At 61.4% G+C, this 22918-nt stretch carries 22 protein-coding genes and 4 pseudogenes; 16 read left to right on the top strand and 10 right to left on the bottom strand.

Translation table 11 applies throughout. The features are described from left to right. Positions 1-394 (bottom strand): annotated as a pseudogene (locus ABMA59_RS27020) (transposase); the annotation flags it as partial. Positions 395-562: 168 nt separating this feature from the next. On the opposite strand from ABMA59_RS27020, the pseudogene ABMA59_RS27015 reads away from it, so the two are divergent. The 11 genes and pseudogenes from ABMA59_RS27015 to ABMA59_RS26965 form a co-directional block, all read left to right on the top strand. After that, positions 563-759: pseudogene (locus ABMA59_RS27015) on the top strand (type IV secretory system conjugative DNA transfer family protein); the annotation flags it as partial. A 32-nt stretch (positions 760-791) separates the two neighbouring features. Next, a complete protein-coding gene (locus ABMA59_RS27010; protein ID WP_349008473.1) occupies positions 792-1112 on the top strand; it encodes a hypothetical protein in 321 nt (106 codons plus the stop codon). Then, a pseudogene (locus tag ABMA59_RS27005) lies at positions 1034-1270 on the top strand (ATP-binding protein); the annotation flags it as partial. The gene ABMA59_RS27010 and the pseudogene ABMA59_RS27005, both read left to right, overlap by 79 nt. A 393-nt stretch (positions 1271-1663) precedes the next feature. Beyond that, positions 1664-3037 carry an NAD-dependent succinate-semialdehyde dehydrogenase gene (locus ABMA59_RS27000; RefSeq protein WP_349008472.1) on the top strand — a complete coding sequence of 458 codons (1374 nt, stop codon included), beginning with the start codon at positions 1664-1666 and terminating at the stop codon, positions 3035-3037. A 15-nt stretch (positions 3038-3052) separates the two neighbouring features. After that, complete coding sequence (locus ABMA59_RS26995; RefSeq protein ID WP_349008471.1) at positions 3053-3478, top strand: cupin domain-containing protein; 426 nt, start codon at positions 3053-3055, stop codon at positions 3476-3478. An 82-nt stretch (positions 3479-3560) separates the two neighbouring features. Continuing rightward, positions 3561-4565, top strand: coding sequence for a Bug family tripartite tricarboxylate transporter substrate binding protein (locus ABMA59_RS26990; RefSeq protein ID WP_349008470.1), 1005 nt, complete (start codon positions 3561-3563; stop codon positions 4563-4565). 62 nt (positions 4566-4627) lie between these two features. Continuing rightward, positions 4628-5089, top strand: a complete 462-nt coding sequence (locus ABMA59_RS26985; RefSeq protein WP_349008469.1) for a tripartite tricarboxylate transporter TctB family protein — start codon at positions 4628-4630, stop codon at positions 5087-5089. Between the two features lie 24 nt (positions 5090-5113). Next, positions 5114-6622, top strand: a complete 1509-nt coding sequence (locus ABMA59_RS26980) for a tripartite tricarboxylate transporter permease (protein ID WP_349008468.1) — start codon at positions 5114-5116, stop codon at positions 6620-6622. Between the two features lie 38 nt (positions 6623-6660). Then, positions 6661-7665: an amidohydrolase family protein gene (locus ABMA59_RS26975; RefSeq protein WP_349008467.1), complete on the top strand. Its 1005-nt coding sequence runs from the start codon at positions 6661-6663 to the stop codon at positions 7663-7665. Between the two features lie 45 nt (positions 7666-7710). Continuing rightward, positions 7711-8793: an Ldh family oxidoreductase gene (locus tag ABMA59_RS26970; protein WP_349008466.1), complete on the top strand. Its 1083-nt coding sequence runs from the start codon at positions 7711-7713 to the stop codon at positions 8791-8793. A 121-nt stretch (positions 8794-8914) separates the two neighbouring features. Then, positions 8915-9640 (top strand): GntR family transcriptional regulator, encoded by a 726-nt coding sequence (locus tag ABMA59_RS26965; protein ID WP_349008465.1) that lies wholly within the window; start codon positions 8915-8917, stop codon positions 9638-9640. A 357-nt stretch (positions 9641-9997) separates the two neighbouring features. Here ABMA59_RS26965 and ABMA59_RS26960 read toward each other — a convergent pair. The 6 genes and pseudogenes from ABMA59_RS26960 to ABMA59_RS26935 all read right to left on the bottom strand — a co-directional run. Next, a pseudogene (locus ABMA59_RS26960) lies at positions 9998-10318 on the bottom strand (IS6 family transposase); the annotation flags it as partial. A gap of 200 nt (positions 10319-10518) precedes the next feature. Further along, entirely contained in the window at positions 10519-11544 is a 1026-nt protein-coding gene (locus ABMA59_RS26955) for a phosphotransferase family protein (protein WP_349008464.1), read from the bottom strand. Further along, positions 11541-12944, bottom strand: a complete 1404-nt coding sequence (locus ABMA59_RS26950; RefSeq protein WP_349008476.1) for an AMP-binding protein — start codon at positions 12942-12944, stop codon at positions 11541-11543. Before ABMA59_RS26950 ends, ABMA59_RS26955 begins: the two co-directional genes overlap by 4 nt. Next, positions 12934-13158: a hypothetical protein gene (locus tag ABMA59_RS26945; protein WP_349008463.1), complete on the bottom strand. Its 225-nt coding sequence runs from the start codon at positions 13156-13158 to the stop codon at positions 12934-12936. The genes ABMA59_RS26950 and ABMA59_RS26945 overlap by 11 nt, the downstream gene beginning before the upstream one ends. Before the next feature lie 11 nt (positions 13159-13169). After that, positions 13170-14375 carry an acyl-CoA dehydrogenase family protein gene (locus ABMA59_RS26940; protein ID WP_349008462.1) on the bottom strand — a complete coding sequence of 402 codons (1206 nt, stop codon included), beginning with the start codon at positions 14373-14375 and terminating at the stop codon, positions 13170-13172. A gap of 8 nt (positions 14376-14383) precedes the next feature. Beyond that, entirely contained in the window at positions 14384-15127 is a 744-nt protein-coding gene (locus tag ABMA59_RS26935; RefSeq protein WP_349008461.1) for an SDR family NAD(P)-dependent oxidoreductase, read from the bottom strand. Between the two features lie 116 nt (positions 15128-15243). On the opposite strand from ABMA59_RS26935, the gene ABMA59_RS26930 reads away from it, so the two are divergent. The 5 genes from ABMA59_RS26930 to ABMA59_RS26910 all read left to right on the top strand — a co-directional run bounded on the left by ABMA59_RS26930 (position 15244) and on the right by ABMA59_RS26910 (position 19527). Then, positions 15244-15960, top strand: a complete 717-nt coding sequence (locus ABMA59_RS26930) for a TetR/AcrR family transcriptional regulator (RefSeq protein WP_349008460.1) — start codon at positions 15244-15246, stop codon at positions 15958-15960. A gap of 193 nt (positions 15961-16153) precedes the next feature. Continuing rightward, a complete protein-coding gene (locus ABMA59_RS26925) occupies positions 16154-16450 on the top strand; it encodes a hypothetical protein (protein ID WP_349008459.1) in 297 nt (98 codons plus the stop codon). A 229-nt stretch (positions 16451-16679) separates the two neighbouring features. Beyond that, positions 16680-17801: a cobalamin-independent methionine synthase II family protein gene (locus ABMA59_RS26920; RefSeq protein WP_349008458.1), complete on the top strand. Its 1122-nt coding sequence runs from the start codon at positions 16680-16682 to the stop codon at positions 17799-17801. Continuing rightward, the gene (locus ABMA59_RS26915; protein ID WP_349008457.1) at positions 17798-18487 is read left to right on the top strand and encodes an alpha/beta fold hydrolase; all 690 of its coding nucleotides are present in this window, start codon (positions 17798-17800) and stop codon (positions 18485-18487) included. Before ABMA59_RS26920 ends, ABMA59_RS26915 begins: the two co-directional genes overlap by 4 nt. A gap of 32 nt (positions 18488-18519) precedes the next feature. Then, positions 18520-19527 (top strand): nuclear transport factor 2 family protein, encoded by a 1008-nt coding sequence (locus tag ABMA59_RS26910; protein ID WP_349008456.1) that lies wholly within the window; start codon positions 18520-18522, stop codon positions 19525-19527. A 34-nt stretch (positions 19528-19561) separates the two neighbouring features. On the opposite strand, the gene ABMA59_RS26905 is transcribed toward ABMA59_RS26910, so the two are convergent. The 3 genes from ABMA59_RS26905 to ABMA59_RS26895 form a co-directional block, all read right to left on the bottom strand. After that, positions 19562-20518: a GlxA family transcriptional regulator gene (locus ABMA59_RS26905; RefSeq protein WP_349008455.1), complete on the bottom strand. Its 957-nt coding sequence runs from the start codon at positions 20516-20518 to the stop codon at positions 19562-19564. Between the two features lie 478 nt (positions 20519-20996). Beyond that, entirely contained in the window at positions 20997-22202 is a 1206-nt protein-coding gene (locus tag ABMA59_RS26900) for a cysteine desulfurase-like protein (RefSeq protein ID WP_349008454.1), read from the bottom strand. 16 nt (positions 22203-22218) lie between these two features. Further along, positions 22219-22890, bottom strand: a complete 672-nt coding sequence (locus ABMA59_RS26895; RefSeq protein WP_349008453.1) for an amino acid ABC transporter permease — start codon at positions 22888-22890, stop codon at positions 22219-22221. Positions 22891-22918: the final 28 nt, after the last annotated feature.

Here is a 22918-nt window from a genome sequence, read left to right as displayed (position 1 = left end):
GCGAGGCTTTCCTGAAGCAGCGCCGTCATCCGCTCCTCGCCCATGCGCTGACGCCAGCGCGTCATCGACGAGCGCTCGAATGGCAGGTCGTGGCGGAAGAACGCCTCGCCAGTGAGATACTGGAAATAGGGGTTCTCCACCCAGCGCGCGCACAGCGCCTCGTCCGACAGGTCGAACGTGTGCTTGAGGATCGCCAACCCGCCATCAGCCGCGTCGGCAAGGGCGGCATGCCCGGTCCATCCGAATAGACCGAGCCGAAACGCGCCTCCAGAACCGGCCAGTCAATCGCCCGCGCCAGCCGCACCAGTTCGTGATCCATGTTGATGATCTGGTCGAGCCGCGAGCGGAACAAATCCTGCTCTCCCGTCTCGCCCAATTCGCGTGGCTTGCCCATCCCATGGCTCCGATTCACCGCGATATCGCCCGTGAATCACGCCTCGCATGGAAGCAAAACCACAAAACGAATTGCAGGAAAACAACCCACAAACCGATCGTTTCCTGCAATCCGCAAAACTTCGACACCGCGAATTCCTAGGGAATTCAGAAGCTTCACGATTCTTCACGGCCGACTCGTTATAAGACCGAATCCCGCACAATAGAGCTGATGGGCCTGCATAACCGTACAAGCAACTGAGGGAACGCGACTTCATGATGCCGCAGGAGGTGCGACAGCCCCCCGGAGACAAGAAGATCATGCTGGCCGAGGGGCAGGGGCCGGTCTTCGCTGACAAGCCGCGGTTATTCCGGACGGCGCCGTTCCACGAGATGTAGAGAACGATGAAATCTCCCACATGACCGCCAGCGCCGCAACGCTGCTTGTCGAAACCGACGAAATCGCAACTGCAATGCTAGGCTGTTTCGGTGATTTTGCGGTCTGGCCTCGGCTATTCGAGCAACGGGAACTTTGGGCCAGCTATCGCTTCCTCAGCGCGTGCTGCGAATCTGGACGCAAGCGGAGCGAGTGCAGCGGCATCATCGGCAAACGCATTGCCCAACCGCACCCGGTCGGCGATGCCGACGAAGATGACTGCGAACCGGAACAGCGAGCTTTGCAGAATGGGGAGAGGTCTTCGGCGATCCCGTCGTCGCAACCGCACTTCTCGACCGGCTGATCCACCACGCTGTCGTCGTCCAGATCGAGGGCTCGAGGTATCGGCTGCAGCAACACGCCGAACTGACGCAGGAACACCTGCGATCAAAAGCCGCCATCACGCCACCGGCACTCAAAACACCATCACGACCGCGCGGCCGGCCGCCGAAAAATGGTCACCCCCCGCGACAGCCTGACCGGCCGAACTGCGGAAATTTACTTCGCACTTTTGGGGAAAATTCGAACGGCATTAACACATCTGCCCCATGCCGGCGTTCTTGGCTTCCAAATCGTTGGCAGACGTCACCACGTTCCAGGCTACGCCCATGTGATTTATCCTCGGCCTTGATTGGCCGAAGGCGTAACTGTGCAGGGCAGATACCGCTCGGGGGGCCGTCTGCGGACAGGCCGGTTTTCGCGTCGGCCAACTGGATTGCGGATGGATGCATCCAGCGTAGCTGGACCGCTTAGCGCCATCACATGCTGCATGAAAGCTCTTTTGACGGGCTAAAGACCCTTGACCACATTATAATACGTCATATAACGTCATAATCTCTTTTGGGAGGGATTGTGGTGTTCGAATCTATAAACCCCGCCAATGGCGAGCTGCTGGCTTCCTTTGCCCAGACCGCGCCGCAGGCGCTCGAAAGAGCACTGGACGGCTGCGTGAGGGCGCAGCGCAACTGGGCCGATTCCACCGTCGTAAGCAGGGGCGACCTGCTGAAAAGGCTCGCGTCCGTTCTGCGCGTGGACGTCGACCGGCTTTCGAGGCTGATCACGCTTGAGATGGGAAAGCCGCTAGCCGAGGCCGAAGGCGAAGTCCTCAAATGCGCCAGGTGCTGCGAATATTATGCGGAAAACGCCGAGCGGTTCCTGGCGCCCGAATTCGTCGCCAGCGGCGCGTCGCGCAGCTATGTGGTTCTCGATCCGATCGGCGTCGTGCTGGCGATCATGCCGTGGAACTTTCCGCTGTGGCAGTTCTTCCGATTTGCCGCGCCCTCGATCGTTGCTGGAAACGGCATCCTGCTGAAGCATGCATCCAACGTGCCGCAATGCGCGCAAGCGATCGAGTCCCTGATGGAGAAGGCCGGCGCTCCGGCCGGATTGGTCCGGAACCTGTTCGTTCATCATTCCCAGGTGCAGTCGCTGATAGACGATCAGCGCATCGCGGCGCTGACGCTGACCGGATCGACGGCGGTCGGCTCGCTGGTCGCGTCGCAAGCCGGGCGGGCCCTGAAGAAGCAGGTACTCGAACTGGGCGGTTCCGACCCATTCATCGTGCTCGCCGACGCCGATGTCGGGCAAGCCGCGCAGACGGCCGTGAAGGCGCGCTTCACCAACACAGGCCAAAGCTGCGTCTGCGCCAAGCGCTTTATCGTCGACGACAGCATTGCGGACGAGTTCGTTGCCGCAATGGTGGGGGGCATCAAGCGTCTCAAGGTCGGCGATCCCCTGGATCGAACGAACGCGGTCGGCCCAATGGCGCGCGACAATCTCCGCGGCGATCTCCAGTCGCAGGTCGACCGATCGGTCGAAGCAGGCGCAAAGCTTGCCGTCGGCGGCGGTTCCCTGGGGGGAGACGGCTACTTCTTCGAGCCGACGCTGCTCGATCATGTGACGCCCGACATGCCCGTCTTCAAGGAGGAGACCTTTGGTCCGGTCGCGGCGGTCATCCGTGTTGGAGACGCCGACGAGGCGATCGAACTGGCCAATACCAGCGAGTTCGGGCTGGGAGCCGCGCTCTGGACGAAGGATCTCAGCCGGGCGGAGCGTCTCGCCCGCCGCATCGAGGCGGGCGCCGTGTTCATAAACGGCATGGTTGCCTCCGATCCCCGGCTGCCTTTCGGCGGCATCAAGAAATCGGGGTACGGACGGGAACTCGGCATCCACGGCCTGCGCGAATTCACGAATGTGAAGACCGTTTGGATCGGTCCGGCGCAACAGTGACAAGGGCGAGCAGCGATGCCTGAACCGAATAACGCAATCCTGCGGCCTGGCGAACGCCCGGTGGCGAACCGCGGAGGCGGTGCGCGATCCATTCCGATGGTCACACCGGCCGTCGGGTCCACCCAACTTATCAACGGGTTTACGCTGTTCGAGCCGGGTGCGGCGATACCTCTTCATTTCCACAATTGCGAGGAGAGCGTCCTCATCATCGAGGGGAATGCCATCGCGATGATCGACGGTGTCGAGCACGAACTTGCGGAAGGCGACACGACATGGGTTGCTCCGAACGTGCCGCATTTCTTCCGGAATGTGTCCGACACCAAGCCGATGCGCATTTTCTGGACCTACGCATCCGTCGAGGCAATCAGAACGCTTGTCGAGAGCGGTGAAACGCGGCCGATCGCGGCGGAGCATTCGAAAGACAAGCTTGTCAAGACATAGGGCCTGGAGGAGGCCCGCGAACGGCTGTTCATTAACCGCGAGTGTCAAACCGCGTCCTAGGACGCATCAGGGAGGAATGAGTATGATATCCAAGTTTGCGGCTCTTCGCCGTTGTGCCGCTTCGGTTGCCGTCGGCGCGATGGGATGTCTTGCGCTGTTGTCGAACGCCACCGCTGCCGATGAGCGCGCCCCTTCCGGGCCTATCGAGGTGACAGTGGGCAGCAGTGCCGGCGGCACGCCGGACGTCATGATGCGCCGCATGTCGCAAGTGCTGCAACAGACCGGGCTCGTCACCGAGCCCCCGATCGTCGTTGCGAACCGCACCGGCGGTTCCTGGATGGTCGCCAGCAACTGGGTGCTGGGCAAGCCCGGCGACGAAAACACCTATCTCGCCGTCGCGCAGCCCATGCTCACGACCCCGATAACCCAGGGCCTGCCCAACACATTCGAAAAACTCACACCGCTGTCGATGTTCGTCCAGGCCGACCTGGTCATCCTCGTGACGCCGGATTTCCCGGCGAAAGACCTGAAGGAATTCGTCGAGATCGCCAAGAAGGAGCCGCGCAGCATCAAGCAGGCCGGCGCTCAGGTCGGCTCGACCGATAACATGGTCACCGGACTGCTGGAGAAGGCGGGCGGTATCCAGATCAACTATATCCCCTTCGACGGAGGCGGCGCCGCGCAGACGGCGTTCCTCGGCGGCAATGTCGACATGATCGTGCTGACGATCGACGAAGCCCTCGCGCTGCAGAAAACCGGCAAGGGACGCATCCTCGCCGTCCTCAACAAGGAGCGGCGTGCCGATGAAGAGCTCAAGGATATCCCGACCGCTAAGGAGCAAGGTCTCGACATCGTCTGGGGACAGGCATGGGGGCTGCTGGGCGCGGAGAATCTCGATCCCGCCGTGGTCGCCTGGTGGGATGACAAGCTCTCCAAGATGGTCGAGACCAAGGAGTGGAAGGACATGATCGCCGCCAACTACCTGCGCAGCGAATACACCAACAGCGCCGACTCCAAGGCGCTCCTGCGGCATATCTACGAGGAGCATCTGGCACTGCTGAAGGATCTCGGTCTGTCCAAGCAGTAGCGGTCCGTCCAGGGTCCGCCACGATTCATCGGTGCGGACCGGATGCTCGCTGGAGATATTGAATGCGACTTGCGACCGGTTCACATTTCATTACCGCCGTCTCGATGCTGGTAATCTGCATCGGCCTGGTGATCACGGGATATAATCTCCTGTATTGGGACGGGTTTGCCCCAGCGTCCGGTTTCGCACCGATCTGGGTTGGCATCGCCGGCATCCTTCTGTCGGGGCTTATGCTTTTTGGCATCGGCACCGGCGGCTTTCCCGACGAATCCAGCGTTCCCAACCGAGACGAGATGTACCGTGTGGGCGCCACCACGCTGGGGCTCTGGCTGTTCGTCGCCCTTGCTCCGGTTCTGGGAACGCTTCCGACCGCACTTCTGTTCATGATTTTCATGCTGCTCGGCGTGCTGCGCAGACCTTTGGTCCCCAGCGCGGCGGCGGCGCTCGCCACGGCGGCTCTGGTCTACGGCATCTTCGTCGCCTGGCTGAAGGTCCCCCTTCCCACCGGCATTCTCGGCATCTAGCCGCGGAACCCTGGAGCCGACCTCATGGAAATCTTATCGCTCCTCGGACACGGTTTCGAGATCGCACTCACCCCGACCAACCTGCTCTTCGTCCTTGTCGGCGTGCTGCTCGGGCAGATCATCGGCCTGCTGCCCGGCATAGGTCCCGCCGCGGGGATGGCCCTGCTGCTGCCCATCACCTTCGGCATTCCCCCGGTCAGCGCCATCATCATGCTTGCTGGTATCATGTATGGCGGCTTGTATGGCGGTACGCTGACCTCGGTCCTGATCAACGTCCCAGGCGAGGCGGCGAGCGTCATGACGGCAGTGGACGGACACCAGCTCGCCCGGCAGGGCCGGGCCGGCGCGGCGCTCAGCATCGCCGCGCTGGGCTCCTTCCTTGCGGGTATCGGAGCGGTGATTGCCGTCGTGTTCCTGACCCCGGTGCTGAGCGACTTCGCACTCGGCTTCAACGCCCCCGAATATTTTCTGATCGCCACCTTCGGCATTGCAGCCACGGCGAGCATGGGTACGTGCAGCGCGGTCAAGGCTCTGCTGGTCGCGGTTGCCGGACTGATGATCTCGCTGGTCGGCACAGACCCGCTGCTCGGTACGCCGAGACTGACTTTCGGCAGCGTCCATCTGCTCGAAGGTCTCGACTTTCTGCCGGTCGCAATCGGCCTCTTCGGCATTGCCGAGGTTCTAGTGTCAATCGAGAAGCGCGAGGACCTGGAGCCGATGAAGACCAGGCTGCGCGATCTGTGGATCAGTTGGGCGGACTGGGTCCACTGCCGAATGGCAATTCTGCGCGGCGGCCTCGTCGGCTTCTTCACCGGCCTCATGCCGGGCGCCGGGCCGACCATTGCCGCCCTGCTGGCCTATGTTGCCGAGAAACGGTACAGTAAGCATCCGGAGCGCTTCGGCAAGGGCGCGCTCGACGGTCTGGCCGCGTCGGAATCGGCCAATAATTCGGCTGTCCACGGCGCGCTCATTCCGATGCTCGCCCTCGGTATCCCCGGCTCCGCGAGTACGGCCGTGCTGCTCGCTGGACTGATCCTGCAAGGCATCCGGCCCGGACCTATGCTGATGGCCGAGCAGCCCGACCTCGTGTGGGGCCTGATGGCCAGCATGTTCATCGGCAACGTGATGCTGCTGGTCCTGAACCTGCCGCTGGCGCCGCTCTTCGCCTCGATGCTGCGCATCCGCTACGACTACCTTGCGCCCGGCATCCTGGTGCTGTCCCTTATCGGTGCATTCGGGACGACGCTCAGCCTGTTCACGGTTGGGGTGGCCATCGCCTTCGGCATGCTCGGCTACGCAATGATCAAGCTCGACCTGCCACGGCCGCCACTTGTTCTCGCGCTCGTGCTGGCGCCGCTGATGGAGACGTCGTTGCGGCAATCGCTGATGCTTTCGCAGGGCAGCCTCGCAATCTTCGTGCAGAGGCCGATATCGGCGGTGCTGACCGTCGGCGTGCTGCTGGTTCTGCTGCTCCCCCTCGTCCGGGCCTTCCGTGCCCGCAAGCGCCACATCGTCAATGAGGGATCGCTCTGACGCGACCCCTTCCTCCCAAGGCAAGGTCATACGAACGCATGTCTTCTCCCATCACCGCGACGACCGTCATCGACGTGCATGCGCACGCCATTACAGAGCAGGCTTTCAAGGCGCTGGCCAAGGACGCACCGTCCATCCGCCTGAAGCTCACGGACATCGACGACAAATCGCTCATCCTGGAGATCGGCGGTGTCGTCCAGAACCCGTTCCCGAGATCCGCGATGGATCTCGATCTTCGATTCGAGGACCTGAGGTCGGCCGGCATCGACATGCAGGTCGTGTCGCCATCGCCGCATTTCTTTCTCTACGACGAAAACGCGGCGGTCACCGCCGCGACATCCGCCATCGTCAATGACGAACTGATTTCGCTCGCTTCAAGCCACCCCGATCGCTTCTTGATGCTCGGCACGGTCCCGATGCAGGATCCGCAGCGCGCGGTAGAGGAACTTCAGCGCATCATGAAGAGCCCGCTGGCGCGCGGAGTGATCATCGGAACAAATGTCAGCGGGAAAAATCTCGACGAGCCCGTGTTCGAAGCGTTCTGGGACGCCGCCGAGGCGCTGGGGACGTTCATACTGGTCCACCCGCACAAGATCGCCGGCGCCGACAGGATGAAGCATTATTATCTCAAGAACGTTATCGGCAATCCGCTGGAGACGACGATAGCCGCGGGTTGTCTCCTGTACAGCGGCGTCTTGGACCGTCATCCCAAGCTCAAGATCATGCTGTCACATGGCGGCGGCTTCCTGCCGTTCCAGGCCGGTCGGTTCCGGCATGGCTGGACCGTGCGGCCCGACGATCGCGGCGCGGCTGTGGAGGGCCTGGACGGAGGATTGGATCTGCTCCTCTACGACACGATCGTCCACGACACCGCGACCCTCAAATTCCTGCTGGATACGGTTGGAGCCGACAGGCTCATGCTCGGCAGCGACTACCCCTTCGACATGGGAACGCTGGAAGGCGTGAGGCAGATTCGCGCGCTCGGCGCGTCCGACGCGGTCGAGGACGCGATGCTTCGCGGGACGGCAAGGCGGCTGCTGTAGACGGTCGGCTGAGCAAGGCAAGCGAGCGAACGTAGGGAGACGGCAATGGCAGACATGACCGCACAGGACGCGAAGCGTTTCGATGCAAATGTTCTCCGCGCCTTCACGACAGAGTGCCTGACGGCCTGCGCGCTGCCCGCCCGGGACGCGGCCCAGGTCGCCGGCATGATGATCGATGCCGATCTTGCCGGCGCCGACGCACACGGCATCTTTCGCCTGCCGCAGTATGTGCGACGCCTCAACGCCGGCGGGGTTAATCCGACACCCTCCATCGACGTGCGGAAGACGGCCGCCGCGACCGCCATCGTCGACGGTGACAATGGCATGGGCCATCTGGTCATGCATCGCGCCGTCGAGACGGCCATCGAACTCGCCGGTGAAGCCGGGGTCGGATGGGTGGGCGTTCGACGCTCGAACCATGCCGGGCCGGCGTCGCTCTATGCCACCATGCCGATGGAGCGCGGCATGATCGGCATCTACAGCGCGGTCGCCAGTGCCAACCACATGGCTATCTGGGGAGGATCGGAGCCCCTTCTCGGCACCAATCCGCTGGCAATCGGAATACCCGCGGGCGAGTTCGCCCCCGTTGTTCTCGACATCGCCACCACAATGGTGTCCTACGGGACGATCAAGTCCTACGCACTCAACGGGCTCGAGTTGCCGAAAGGCTGGCTGATCGAGCGCACGACAGGGCAGCCGCTGACCGACCCGAAGCGTAGCTCGGCAGGTCTTCTAGTGCCGATCGGCGGATACAAGGGCAGCGGTCTCGCGCTTGTTCTGGGAATACTGGCAGGCGTGCTCAACGGAGCGGCCTTCGGGCGCGACGTCATCGACTTCAACGCGGATTCCTCGTCGGAGACGAATACGGGCCACTTCATCCTGGCGATCGACGTGAAGCGGTTCCAGCCTTTGGCGGCGTTCCAAGGCGAACTCGACAGGCAGCTTGCAAGCCTGCAGGCATCGCAAACGATGCCGGGATTTGAGACCATCAGACTGCCCGGTGCCGAGCGGCTCCGCCGCGTGGCCGAACGGTCCAGAAACGGTGTCCCGATCTCGGCGGGGTTGGAAACGGCCCTCGACAAGTTAGCGGTCGACCTCAATTTGGGCGCTCTCTCGGGCAGAACATGACCCTGGAAGTATCGGACAGGGAGCTAATGCAAGATCCGATGCCGCGACACTTGCAAACGCTTCAGAGATTAAACTAACCAATGGTAAGATGAGCACGCTTGCTTCGGACGAACTGCCCCCCTTGCGCCCGGCGATCGGCACGCCGCTCTGGCTTCAGCTCAAGCATGCGTTGAGGGATTTGGCCACATTCAAGCTGAAGCCGGGCGACCAGATACCGGTAGAAACGGATCTTTGCGACCACTATGGCGTTTCGCGTATCACCGTGCGCCAGGCCGTCACCGCGCTGGTCGACGAGGGTTTATTGAAGAAGCAGCGAGGCCGGGGTACGTTCGTTCTGGCACCTAGGCTTGCCCAGCAACTGGTCGACACCAATCACTTCCTCGCCAGCGGTTTCGACGCCGAACCGGCGGAGAACATCACCTTGTTCAGCGCGGAGAATATGCCGGCGCCGGATTGGCTCGCCCGCAAGCTCAACATCGCCGCTGGGGACGACGTCTACAAGATCCGCAAGGTGCTGGCCGTGGACGGCGAGGCGCCTATCGCCTACCGCACGACCTTTGTCACCGCAGCGCTCGCGCCCCACTTGACCAAGCGGGATCTGTCGCCGCCAATGCATGTCATTCTCGAAAACGTTTATGGATACGAACTATCCAGCGCGGACGAAATCATCGAGTTCATCGTCGCCGACGAATTCAGGTCGTCTATGCTCAACATCGGCACGGAACACCCGCTCATCCTGGTGGAGAGGATTCTGTACCTGGAGTCCGGACAGCCCGTCGACTGCTCGCGGGCCTATTATCGGGCCGATCGCTTCCGGTTCCAGCATCGCCTCCAGCAGCAACCATGAGCTTGCAGCGTGGCGTCCTTGGCGGCGGCAATGAAGGCCGCGCCCGCCTTGCTCGGAGGCTTGTGTGTCAACGGCGCCAGGCGCGATCCTTACCATTCCCCAGGCGCTCAAGCTGGCTCACGAGGCAGTCGCCGACTGAGCCCGTTATGACAATCTCAGGATGACAAGCAGCGATGGAGCGCACCGAAGTGCTGGAATTGATGGGAACGCTGAAGCTCTACGATTCCGGCCACTTCTCGAAGGTATCGGCGGGCACGAAGGCGAGCGCGCTAACGATCCTCGGAAAGGAGTTCATCCGAGTGGGGCAGATCACGACCCGTAAGACTGCTCTGGGACCGCGCGGTGACCCGCATCTGTTGCCTCGCGATTGGTCTGGCTGCCGTCGATGACGATGCGCTCGGGGCGGCCATGACGCTGAAACGCTTTGCGCAGGAAGCGTTTGGCAGCCACCAGGTCACGGTGTTCGCTGAAGAAGAACTCGACCGTGTCGCCGACGCTGTCGATGGCCCGGTAGAGATACATCCATTGACCGCTGACCTTGATATAGGTCTCGTCCAGGAACCACTTGCCGGTGACGGTCCGCTTGCGCCGGTTGAAGCGCTCCAGCAGTTGCGGCGCGAAGCGGACGACCCAGCGATGCACGGTGGAGTAATCGACGCTCGGGCCACGTTCAGCCAGCTCGATCATGCGGCGGCCGATGTCGACCGCGAAGACAACCATACACCCGGCAGAGCCGCATCAACGCGATAGATGCTTGACGTCCAAGCCGCGACACCATCTATCGAGGTGGTCTTCGCAAGCTAACGCACTGGCTGCGGAAGACCGCCGCCCGCACCTACAAGCAAACAGGATACGTTGCATATTAACCGCCTGAGGCTCTATTCGAGTGACGGGAACTTTGATCCAGCTATCGCTTCCTCAGCGCGGGCTGCGAACCTGGATGCAAGCGGACCGAGTGCAGCGGCATCATCGTCAAACGCATTGCCCAACCGCACCCGGTCGGCGATACCGACGAAGATGACTGCGAACCGGAACAGCGCGAATGCCAAGTGGAAGGGTGTGAGTTTCGCGGTCGGAATGGCAGATCGATAATAGACACGTATGAAGTCGATTTCCTCGGGAAGCTTCAAGGTTTTCAAGTCCTTCCCAAGGATGCCGCCATACTCGTCCGGCGACGTCCGCCATGGCATGCAACAGAAGGCGAGATCTGCCAGCGGGTGCCCGAGGGTGGAAAGCTCCCAGTCGAGGATCGCCACCACCTCGTTATGTGTCGGATGGAACAACATGTTGCCTAGACGGAAGTCGCCATGTGCGATCGCTACGCGGCCGTCATCTCTCGGCTGGTTCTGCCTGAGCCAGTCGATTACCCGGTCTAGCGAGGGAATCCTCTCGGAGGGGGATTCGGCGTATTGGCGCGACCACCGTGCAATCTGCCTTTCAAAATAGTTTCCCTGCTTGCCGAAGTCGCCAAGGCCGATGCTCGTCGGATCGACGGCGTGCAGCTTCGCCATTGCCTCCGCCACCGCATAGTAGACTTTCTCGCGATGCTCCGGCGTAACTTCAGCGAGCGACGCATCATGGAAAACCCGCCCCTCGACACGCTCCATCAGGTAGAATGGCGTGCCGACGATCGATTTGTCCTCGCAGAACACAATCGTTCGGGGAACAGGGACCGCCGAACCCTGGAGCGCGCTCATCACACGATACTCGCGATCGACGGCATGCGCGCCGGGCAGGATATCACCCGCCGGCTGCTTGCGCAGGACCATGCGTTCTGCGCCGTGCTTCACGAAGAAGGTCGGATTGGACTGTCCTCCCCCGACGCGTTCGATCGAAAGCGACGCCTGACCAAACCGGTCATCCAGGTAGGTCTTCAGACGTTCCTCAGAGAACTCGTAGGTCATCCGTGCGCGCTCCCGGCGCCCGGGCCCCGTGCCCACTCGCGCAGAACGAATTTCTGTATCTTGCCGGTAGCCGTCTTCGGAAGTTCTGTAAACGCGAACTGACTCGGCACCTTGAAACTGGCGAGTTCCAACTTGCAGAAAGCGCGCAGTTCCTCGGCAGTCACAGTCATCCCGTCGCGGAGTTCGATGAAGGCCGCAGGCGTTTCCCCCCACTTTTTATGTGGTACTGCCACGACGGCCGCCAGCGGCACGGCTGGATGCCGGTGAAGGACGCTTTCGATCTCCACGCTCGAGATGTTCTCGCCACCTGAGATGATTATGTCCTTGGACCGCTCGCGGATCTCAATGTTTCCATCGGCATGACGGACAGCGAGATCTCCCGTATGGAAGACACCGTCTTCGAAAGCCTTTTCGGTCGCGGCAGGATTCCGATAATATCCGGCCATCAGCGTGTTTCCGGTAAGCACTATCTCGCCCATCGTCGCGCCATCGGCCGGCACATCGTTGCCATTCTCGTCCAGTATCCGCACGCGGTTCGCCGTCAGATGGCGCACACCCTGCTTGACAAGCTCAACGGCCTTCCGCTCGATCGTCAGATGCTGTTGCTCTCCGTCGAGCTGGCGCAGCGTGGCCGGCCCAAAGGATTCGGTGAGGCCGTAGAGATGCGTCAAGTCGAAGCCGAGGGCATCGAGTTGGGCGATGAGCGCACTTGTCGGCGCCGGGCCACCACTATTGACGGAGACCCGGTGCCCGCCTTGGCGCGTCTTGCGCAGCGGATGGTTTAGCATCATGTAAAGGACCACAGGGGTACAGGACAGATGCGTGACCTTGTATTCCGCGATCGCGGGGAAGATCAGGGATGGGTCCGGCTTGTCCAGGCAGACATGCAAACCACCGGCTGCCGTCACCGCCCAAGTTTGGCACCAGCCGTTGCAATGGAACATCGGCAAGGTCCAGAGATAGACCGAACTGCATGTTAACCCGAGTGCCAGGACGTTTCCGAGCGCGTTCAGGTAGCCGCCGCGATGGTGGCAGAAAACTCCCTTCGGATTGCCCGTGGTACCCGATGTGTAATTCAGACAGAGCGGCTGCCATTCGTCGGCCATTGCAAATGCCGGAAGTTCGTCAGGCCCATGGTCCTCCGTCAGTAAATCCAGGCTGCCGCTTACGACATGCCCCTTTTGCTCGGCGAGCTGACATAGCTCTACCGATGTCAAACCAGCCGCGGCGCCGGCATTCACCGAGAGCCCCCGCTCGGAGATCAGCAGGCGGGATTCAGAGTGCGTCAGGATGTATTCGACCGTCTCGACGTCGAGCCGCGTGTTGATCGTATTCAGCACAGCGCCCAACATGGGAACCGCGTAGTGGGCGGCCAGCATCTCCGGCCGATTAGAGGCCATCACAGAGATTACGTCTCCCGGTTTCGTTACTGTCGACCAGAAAGCGCGCAAAACGCCCCACGATCCGGCCGAACTGAGCGTAGGTCCAGACCTTCTCGTTCCAAGCGACCTTCGGGCGCTCCGGAAAAACCTCGACGGCCCGCTTCAGGAACTCGACTGGGGTGAGCGAAACGTGATTGGTGGCTCGTTGAGACAGGTGCTCTTCCATGCGCATGCGGACCCCTCCTATTCGGTGACCGCCCAATGCCAGAAGTCACCGCCTTCGGCGACAAAATGGGTGTTCAGCACCATCTTGTGGACTTCGTCCGCCCCGTCGACGAGGCGTGCCTGCCGGGCATAGCGATAAATCCACTCAAGCACCGTGTCCTTGGAGTAGCCGCGGGCGCCGTTGATCTGGATTGCGACATCGGCCGCCTGATGAAGGAGATTCGCGACGTGGATCTTCGCCATGGAAACCTCCTTGCGAGCGAACGACCCCTGATCGAGGGCCCATGCGGCCTTCATCACGAGCAACCGTCCGATCTCGATCTTCAAGGCAAGGTCGCCGATCATCATCTGAATGGACTCCCTGTCCGCCAGACGAATGCCGAAGCCGGTCCGCTCGGTCGCGTAGCCCTGAGCGATCTCGACACAGCGCTTCGAAAGGCCGAGCCAGCGCATGCAATGCGTCAGTCTGGCCGGTCCAAGTCTAATCTGCGTAGCCTTCAGCCCGTCACCTTCCTTCATCAGTATGTTGGACGCGTCGATCTCCAACCCGTCGAACGCCAGTTCGCAGTGACCTCCGTGTTCTTCCGGTCCCATGATGTCGATCCGGCGCTTGATGCGCCAACCGGGTTGATCACGGTCGAACAGGAACGCCGTCAGGCCCTTGCGTGGATCATCTGATGTCTTGGCTATGAGTATGAAGTGCTGGGCTTCTTCCGCGCCCGTGATGAACCACTTCCTTCCCGAGATGACGTATTTGTCGCCGTGTTTCTCGGCTTTCGTTTGAATCATCGACGGATCGGAGCCGCCTCCCGGCATCGGCTCTGTCATTGCGAAGGAGGAACGAACCCGACCCTCTACGATCGGCTTCAGCCATCGCTCCTTCTGCTCATTGGTTCCGACAGCCTCCAGCAACATCATGTTGCCGTCGTCGGGTGCGGCCGAATTGAAGATCACCGGACCGAAGATGGAACGGTTCATTGCCTCGTAGCAGACGGCCATGCCCACTTTGCCGAGCGCCTGCCCGCCGGTCTCGGCTTTCAGTTGCAGGCACCATAGTCCCTCGGCGCGCGTTTCTGCCCGCAAGCGATCCAACACGTCGAGCCGAATGTTATCATGCGCATCGTAATTTCCCCGATGTGCTTCGATCGGAAGGACCCGCCGATCGACGAAGGCCGCTATCCGGCTTCGATAGTCCTCGATGCGGGAACTGATTCTGAAATCCATAGGTAATCCTAAAGTGAAGAGACGAGATGGCCGCCGTCGACGACGATCGACGACCCCGTGATGTATCGTCCGGCGTCCGTCGCAAGCAGGAGCAAGGCGCCGTCGAGGTCTTCTTGCTTTCCAAGCCGACGCTGAGGAATCCTCTTGATCAAGGCGAGGCCTGCATTGCTGGCGAAGAACTCGCGATTGAGGTCGGTCTCTATGTAGCCAGGACAGAGCGAGTTCACCCGGATGCCGTAGCGGGCCCATTCGAGGGCTAGGCTCTCGCTCAGCCGGACAATACCTGCCTTGCTGGCAGCGTAGCTGGCAAGCGATCCAGCGACCCGGTGTCCCAGTATCGAGGCGACGTTGACGATCGATCCGCCCGTGCCTGCCTCCTTCATCTGTCGGGCCGCGGCTTGGGCAACGAGGAACACACCCTTCAGGTTGGTGTCGACGACGCGGTCCCATTCGTCAGCCGAGATGTTCAGGGCAGGCTTCATGTCCGAGATGCCAGCGTTGTTGACGAGCATGCCGACTGAAAGGTCGAGTTGCTTGATGCTGGCGAAGGCTGCGTCCACCGACCCCGGATCGGTGACGTCGAGCGGAACCGCATGCGCAATTTTGCCCTGCGCCTTGATCTCGGCCGTCAATGCATTCAAGGGGTCGACCCGCCGCGCAGCGACGACTACCGAGAAGCCGTTTGAGCTGAGGGTACGGGCGAAGTGTGCGCCGAGCCCCGAGGATGCTCCCGTAACCAATGCTACTGGCAAGTTCGACCCTCAAAACCGAGCAAGCGCTCGCTATATACACTACGACGATTTCGCCGCAAGTCCCTTGCACTTCATACTGTGGGAATGTAGCTAAACCTGAATGAAATGAGGGACTCGTGGCGACTACGACGATTGCGCGGTATCTGTCGCGCTACACTATGGAGAACCTTTGCGCGCGCATCTTCGAGCGCCACGCTTCCCGCATCAAGGTCAAGAAGCGGCATGTCGCAGTGGCCAACTTGGAGCGTATAGTCGAAGCGTTTCTGACGCTCGCGAACGGAAAAGGTTTCCATAAAACGTCGCTCCGCGACCTTGCGGAAGAATCCGGCCTCAGCATGGGCGGGCTGTACTCCTATTTCGACAGCAAGGAGACGCTCCTTCTCATGGTACTCGCGGAAGTGGAGGCCGCCATTGTAGATATCCTCTCACAGGCCCCCGAGGATGTCACAAAAGACCCCAGAGATCACCTTCGGTGGGTCATAGAGGCGCACATACGGCTGACCGAAGTGATGCAGCCGTGGTTTTTCTTTGTTTATATGGAAGCGAAGGCTTTTCCTAAATCCGCAAAGACCGCCGCGATAGAAGGCGAACTCGTCGCGGAAAGAATTCTTGCTGATATTCTCGCTCGTGGTATATCAAATGGATTCTTCAGAAAGATCGACGCACATCTTGCTTCGGCGATTATCAAACCGATGCTCCAGGACTGGTACGTAAAGCGTTCAAAATATCGAAAACGCGGCACATCGGTGGATGTGTACATAGACGCCGTCTCCTGCTTTGTGATTTGCTCACTCGATTGCTCTTTCCCTGAAAAAGGACGGCCGCATTACTGATCTATAGGGTAGTGTCCAGGAATATGGTGTAGCCGACTGGCTTATTCATGCTGCAGCTTCTAGGTCAACGATCATTAGCCAAAGATTAGCGTCACAACACCCGATAAGCTCTTTCGCGTTTCCATATCCCGGTCGCGGCAGCCATAGCGCTGGGCCGTAGGCAGCGCCGACTAATATCGGCACGGACTACGGGATGATCATGGCGATCCTCGGCGGCGACGATGCCGGCGGCGGTGTGATCTGGGCGCCGCAGGTTATCCAGGATGCCACGGACCACGGCCTCGTGCTCGGCGAGAACGGCAAGCTCTACGATTCCAAGAAGGGTCAGCATCTGCCGGAAGGAGTTCCGCAGATGCCGGTGCTGACCGATGAAGAGTTGAAGGCCTTTCCGGAACCGACCACGGCGGACGTGGTGCCGTACTACGTTGCGCGCTACTGGGACCTCGCGGTTATTGGCGGCTCGACTGGGATGGCGGTTCCAAGACGCTGAACCCCGGCGACACCTGCGCCTTGCCGCCAAGCCTGAAGCATTCGCTGGCGCCGTCCATGACCGGCGAGGCGAGCCTCTACCGGGTGACGACGACCGGTGACAAGGCCGGCCCAACCTGGCGGCGGCACTGACTGAACGCCGACATCGTCCCGGCCGGGTCCGCACCCGGTCGGGAATTATACCGTTCCCGGACCGAAACTGGGAGCGGAAGCGCATCTCGGGAGGACCCATGACCCTGCTTGCCACCCATGTCGGATCGCTGCTGCGCAGCCAGGCCGTCGTCGATTTCCTGTTCGCCCGCGAGCGCGGCGAGGCCTATGACAGCGCCGCCTTCGACGCCTGCATGACGTCGGCCGTCGACGAGATCGTGCGGCGACAGGCCGAGGCCGGCATCGACATCGTCAGCGACGGCGAGACATCGAAAATCTCCTACGCCACCTATGTCAAAGACCGCTACAGCGGCTTCGCCGGCGACAGCCCGCGCAACGCGCCCGGCGACCTGAAACTGTTCCCGACCTTCCTGGAGCGCCTGGCAAAATCGGGCGGCACGCCCACCTATTCGCGCCCGCAATGCGTCGGGGAAGTCCGTTCGAAAGGGCAGGGGGAACTCGGCAAGGATATCGAAAACCTGAAGGCTGCGATGGCCGCGCACGACGTGCGCAGCGGCTTCATGAATGCCGCTTCGCCGGGCGTGATCTCGCTGTTCCTGCAGAACAATTTTTATCCGACGCGCGAAGCCTATCTTGCAGCGCTTGCCGACGCGATGCGTGACGAATACCGCACCATCGTCGAGGCCGGGCTGTTCCTGCAACTCGACTGTCCAGACCTCGCGCTGTCGCGGCATATGCTCTTCCAACATCTTTCGGACGAGGAGTTCGTCAAGGTCGCTGCAAGCCATGTCGAGGCGCTCAACCATGCTCTGGCCGGCCTGCCGGCGGAGCGCATCCGCGTGCACATCTGTTGGGGCAACTACGAAGGCCCGCATGTCTGCGACATCGACATGGCCAAGGTTTTTCCGGTGCTGATGGACGTGAACGCGAAATACATGCTGTTCGAGACGTCCAATCCCCGGCATGGCCATGAATGGTCCGTGTTCCGCGACCGGGCGGCGGAGATTCCCGAAGCAAAGGTGCTGGTGCTCGGCGTGGTGGATACGACGACCAATTTTGTCGAACATCCGGAACTGGTCGCACAACGGCTGCGGCGCTTCATCGACATCGTTGGTGCCGAACGCGTCGTTGCCGGCTCAGACTGCGGTTTTGGAACCTTCGCCGGTTTCGGCGCCGTCGATCCCGAGATCGCCTGGGCCAAGCTCGCCACGCTCAAGGAGGGCGCGCGCCGCGCAGCATGACGCCGTTCGTCCTCATACCCGGCATGATGTGCGACTGGCGGTTGTTCGGCCCGCAGCTAGCGGTGCTGTGCCGCCGGCCCGTCGCGCTCGTGTCCCCGACCGAGTTCGACACGATCGCGGAGATCGCTGCGTCGATCCTGGCTGTCGCGCCGCCGCGCTTCGCGCTGGCCGGGCTCAGCATGGGCGGTATCGTCGCCATGGAGATGATGGCGCAAGCGCCGGGTCGCATCGAGAGGGTTGCGCTGCTCGACACAAATGCGCGCGCCGACATGCCCGAGGCGCAGGCGCGCCGAAAGCCGCAGATTGCCAAGGCGCTGGCCGGCGAGCTGCGCGCCGTCATGCGCGACGAGATGAAACCGAACTACCTGTCCGATGGTCCGCGTCGCCAGCCCATTTTAGACCTTTGCATGGATATGGCGCTGGGGCTCGGAGCCGACGTGTTCGTCCGCCAGTCGCGTGCGCTCGCAACCCGGCCAGACCAGCAGGCAACACTCGCGGCCTGGCACGGTCCAGCGCTCATCCTGATGGGCGCGGACGACCGGCTATGCCCGCGCGATCGGCACGAGCTGATGCATCGGCTGATGCCACAGTCGCGGTTTGTCGTGACCGGTGGCGCGGGGCACCTTCCGACCCTGGAACAGCCCGACGCTGTGTCGGCCGCCTTGCTCGAATGGCTGGCTTCCTGACTCGCCCTGAACATTAAATCCGGAACATGCCGATGAGCGATTTTCAGTCCGCGAAAGACCTGGTCCGCCGCCATCACGAGGCTATTGCGCGAGCCGACAGCGAAACGATCGCGGCCGCCTTGGCTAAATACACTGCTCCCGACTGGCATTGGCGCGGCATGCATCCTTTTCATGAACAGTTTGGCGCGGAAACCGTGGCGGCGACCTTCTGGGGTCCGTTCATTTCGGCCATGACCCGCCTCCAGCGCCGCCCGGACATTTTTATGGCCGGCCTGAACGAGCTCGACGGCTTAAAGTCGGTATGGGTCGTCTCGATGGGCCACTTGATGGGGCTCTTCGACCGGCCGTGGCTCGGCATACGTCCTTCGGGAAAGATCGCGATGATGCGCTATGCCGAGTTCGACCGGGTCGAGGCCGGTCGCATCGTCGAAACGGCGATGTTCTTCGACATCCCGCAGGTGATGATCCAGGCCGGCCAGAACCCGTTCCCGCCGCAGACCGGTGCCTACCTCGTGCAGCCGGGACCGGTGACCCATGAAGGGTTGATGCATGGCCCGCAGGATCCGGCCGAGGGCAGGGCGACGATCGCGGCGATCAACGCCATGCTGGATGACATGCGCACCACCGACCGCAGCAAGGGCGGCGAGGGGCTGGCGGAAGAACTCGCCCGTACATGGAACGACGACATGATCTGGTGGGGTCCGGCCGGCATAGGCGCCACCTATACGATCCCGCGTTATGTGCGGCAGCATTCCGGTCCGTTCCGCGAGACCCTTTCCAAGGGCTACCAGTTTAACGGCCATATCTGCCGCATGGCCGAAGGCCATTTCGGCGGCTTCTTCGGCTGGCCGAACCTGACGGTGGTCAATTCCGGTGGCTTCATGGGCTTGCCGGCCAGTCCCAATCCCGCCGACATGCGCGTCGTGGATCTCTACCGGGAGGAGGGCGGCAAGCTGACGGAGAACTGGGTTTTCATCGACGTGCTAAATTTCCTCAACATGCAGGGGCTCGATGTTCTCGCCCGGATGGAGGGGATGTGAGCTTTCCGCGTGAGCTTTGGGGCGAATGGTCCACCTAACAAAGAGCTTGGCGCACCTGAGTGGGCGTCAAACCATTCTGCGCAACGAATACCCTGCTGAAGTGCTGGGGGCTCACAAAGCCGCACCGGAGGCCAATCTGTGAGATCGGCAGCTTCGTCGTCTTCAGCAACCGCTCGGCTTCACGTATCCGCAACTGCATAAATGCCGCCTTCGGGCTGATCTGAAGATCCGAGGCAAACAGGCGCTCGAGTTGCCGGCGCGACAAGCTCAGACGGTCGGCGATCTCCTCGACATCGATGCTCTCCTCGATGACGCCCTGCATCAGTAGGAGAGCACGACGTACCATGCGGTTTGATGCGTCGGCGAAGAGATCGCCGCCAGGCTGCAGGTCGTTCAGGCTTCTGATCCGATCGAGCTGGAGGATCTTGGCGGCTTTCTCGACGGGTTGGTCACCTGCTCGCTCGCGGACGAAATGGCTGGCGAGATCCGCAGCGCCAGCGCCGCCGGAACATGTGGCACGATTACGGTCGACCGAAAACAACGAGACCGCGCGCGCCGAAACGTTTGGAAATTCCTCATGGAACTGCGCAAGATGGAAGAGACTGACACAGACCTCATAGCCGTCGAGCAGGCCAAGCCTCGCGAAATGGAACGAGGCCGTACAAAGAGCGGTCAGTGGCAGTCCGCGTTTGGCCGCATCCAGGATGAACCTCTCCCGTGTCGCTCCAAGATTCTTCGGCGCACCGAGCAGACCGCCAACTAGCACGATATGGTCATACTCGCCGGGATCGCCAAGCGTCGCCGTCGGCATCATCTCTAAGCCCGAACTCGATCGGATAGGGAGACCTCGATCGCCGACGATCTGCCAATCGAAAAGCACACGGCGGCTGCGGTCTCCCTCGTCGCCGGCCAGACGCAATGTGTCGATAAACATGGCAAGCGGTGAAAGAGTGAACTCGCGCGCCAGCACAAAGGCAAATCGATATGTCATCAGGCTATCGATCCCGCTACGAACCCCTTGGCGAAAACTAATATGGGCTGTTGTGCCAGCCTCAAGATTTTTCCACTCAGCAGCGTATCCGCTTCGAAAGAGAGGGCGTCTCCTTCGCAGAACGGGATTTCCGGTCCGACGGATTGATACCGCCCCTTCCTCTGATGAGATAGCTGTATTCCGACTGTTGGCTCGGTGTGGCGTTCGACAGGATTGCCATGACAAGTTTCTCTCGTTGAAGGAACTCCATCAGCGGCTTGTCCGCCGCTACCCGCTCACAATGGCCATGAGTATTACGACATCTCACCCGTGGCACGCCTCTGTCTGAGCGGGTCCTTGCATAAGTTGCATAGGGACTCTGCGACATTGGGGCCGATAGGGCGACATGTCCGGTTTCGAGCTTCACTCGACGATAGGTCGCGCTTCCGTTTCTTCCGATCGCGCATGTGCCCCCCGCACGCGTCGAGCACGCCATCCGCTACAAAGATTTTTCTAACGCCGTGATCAAGCGATCGACTTCGGCGATCGTGTTGTAGTGTACCATCGACACACGTAGAACGCCGGCTGGGCCTAAGTCTAGCGCCTCAGCAAGCCGGCGCGAATGGAAGTCACCGTAGCGGATGCCGACTTTGCCGTTGTCGACGGCGCGAACGATTTGGTCCGCCTGCTGGCCTTCGACAATGAAGCTGATGGTAGGAACCCGCAACGAGGCCTCGGCGCTGCGTTGGCCGACGATGCGAACGTCGTTTCGTGATCGCAGCCAGGACAAGAGATGCCCGCCGATCGCGGCTTCATGGGCGGTGATGATCTCGAATGCCTGCTCGATGGCAGTTCTACCTTCGCCACCGCCGAGCTTTTCGAAATAGTCGACGATCCCTGCGGCGCCCCACACGAGCTCGTAGCAGGCGTTGCCTGGCTCGAGTTTGGACGGCACTTTTTCCTTGCCGTAGAAGTAATGATAGAGGCCATCCAGTTCCAAGAGGTGCTCGTAGCGCCCGTACATGACCGCGTAGTGGGGGCCGTACGTCTTGTAGCAGGAGAAGACGTAGTAATCGACGCCGAGCGCCTGGACGTCGATTGCTCGGTGCGGGGCGTAGGCCACTCCATCGATGCATATGCGAGCGCCATGGGCATGAACCAGTTCCGCGATCTCGCGCACCGGATTGATCGACCCGAGGAGGTTGGAGGCATGGGTCACGCAAACCAGTCTCGTTTGACTGTTCATCAGTTGAGCAAGATCGGCGAGGTCGGGCGCCAGCGTCTCCCGGTCGAGGGTCCAGGTGCGGATGATGACGCCGCGCTCCTTGAGCGCAAGCCACGGCCCGATGTTCGATTCGTGGTCGAAGTCTGTGACGACGACCTCGTCGCCCGGCTTGAACTGGCTTGCCATGGCGGTCGCCAGAAAACGGACGAGCACGCTGGTCGACGGGCCGAAAACCACCTCCTCGGACCGCGCCGCGTTGACGAACAGCGCGATCCGCGACCGCGCCTCTGCCAGCCGTTCGCTGGCTCGCTGGGACGGTTCGTAGCTCGCCCCTGTCTGGACGCTGGTTGTCAGAAGATAGTCGGATACGCGGTCCGCCACCCCGCGCAGGACCTGCGATCCGCCGGCATTGTCGAAATACGCCCAACCGCCGTCCAGCGCAGGGAACTGCGATCTCACGAAATCCATATCAAGCGTCATGGTCGCCTCGAATTGCCTATCGGTCGGATCGTGCAAGGCGCTTCTCCAGCAGGCCGACCAGCCGAACCAGGGGAAGAAGGATAAGGAGGTAGATGATCGCCGCGACGATCAATGGCGTGGGGTTCGCGGCGAGCGCCTGCGCCTGGTTGGCCTGCTTCAGCAAGTCAGGCATGGCCACGACCGAAGCGAGCGCCGTGTCCTTCATCACGTTGATCGAATTCGACGTGAGGGGCGGCACGACGATCTTGATGGCTTGCGGCAGCACCACCAGCCGCATGGTCGTCGAAAAATGCAGCCCCAACGCCCGTGCGGCCTCGAACTGTCCCCTGGGTATCGCCTCGATACCCGCGCGCACGATCTCGGCCGAATAGGCGGCGGACACCATGGAGATGGCCGTGGTGGCCGCAATGAATGAAGTCAGCCTGACCCCGGCGAATGGCAGTGCGTAGTAGACGATGAACAGCAGGACCAGCACAGGGATCGATCTGAACACGTCGATGTAGGCGACCGTCACGGCACTTATGACCCTGCCGCCGTAGAGTCGGAGCATCGCCAAAAAGATGCCAGCGAAGAATCCGATGATGATGCATGTAAATCCAAGGGCGAGCGTTGTCATCAGTCCGCTCAGAATGAGCGGCAGCGTTTCGACGAATACCCGGTAGTTGAGGAAAGTCTCGAAGATCGACATCGCTTGCACCCTGCCCATGGCGGAAGGA

The sequence above is a fragment of the Mesorhizobium yinganensis genome, assembly GCF_040081985.1.
Classification (GTDB): Bacteria; Pseudomonadota; Alphaproteobacteria; order Rhizobiales; family Rhizobiaceae; genus Kumtagia; species Kumtagia yinganensis.
Note: the sequence above shows the minus strand (reverse complement) of the source record. Positions and strands in the feature narration are given on the sequence as shown.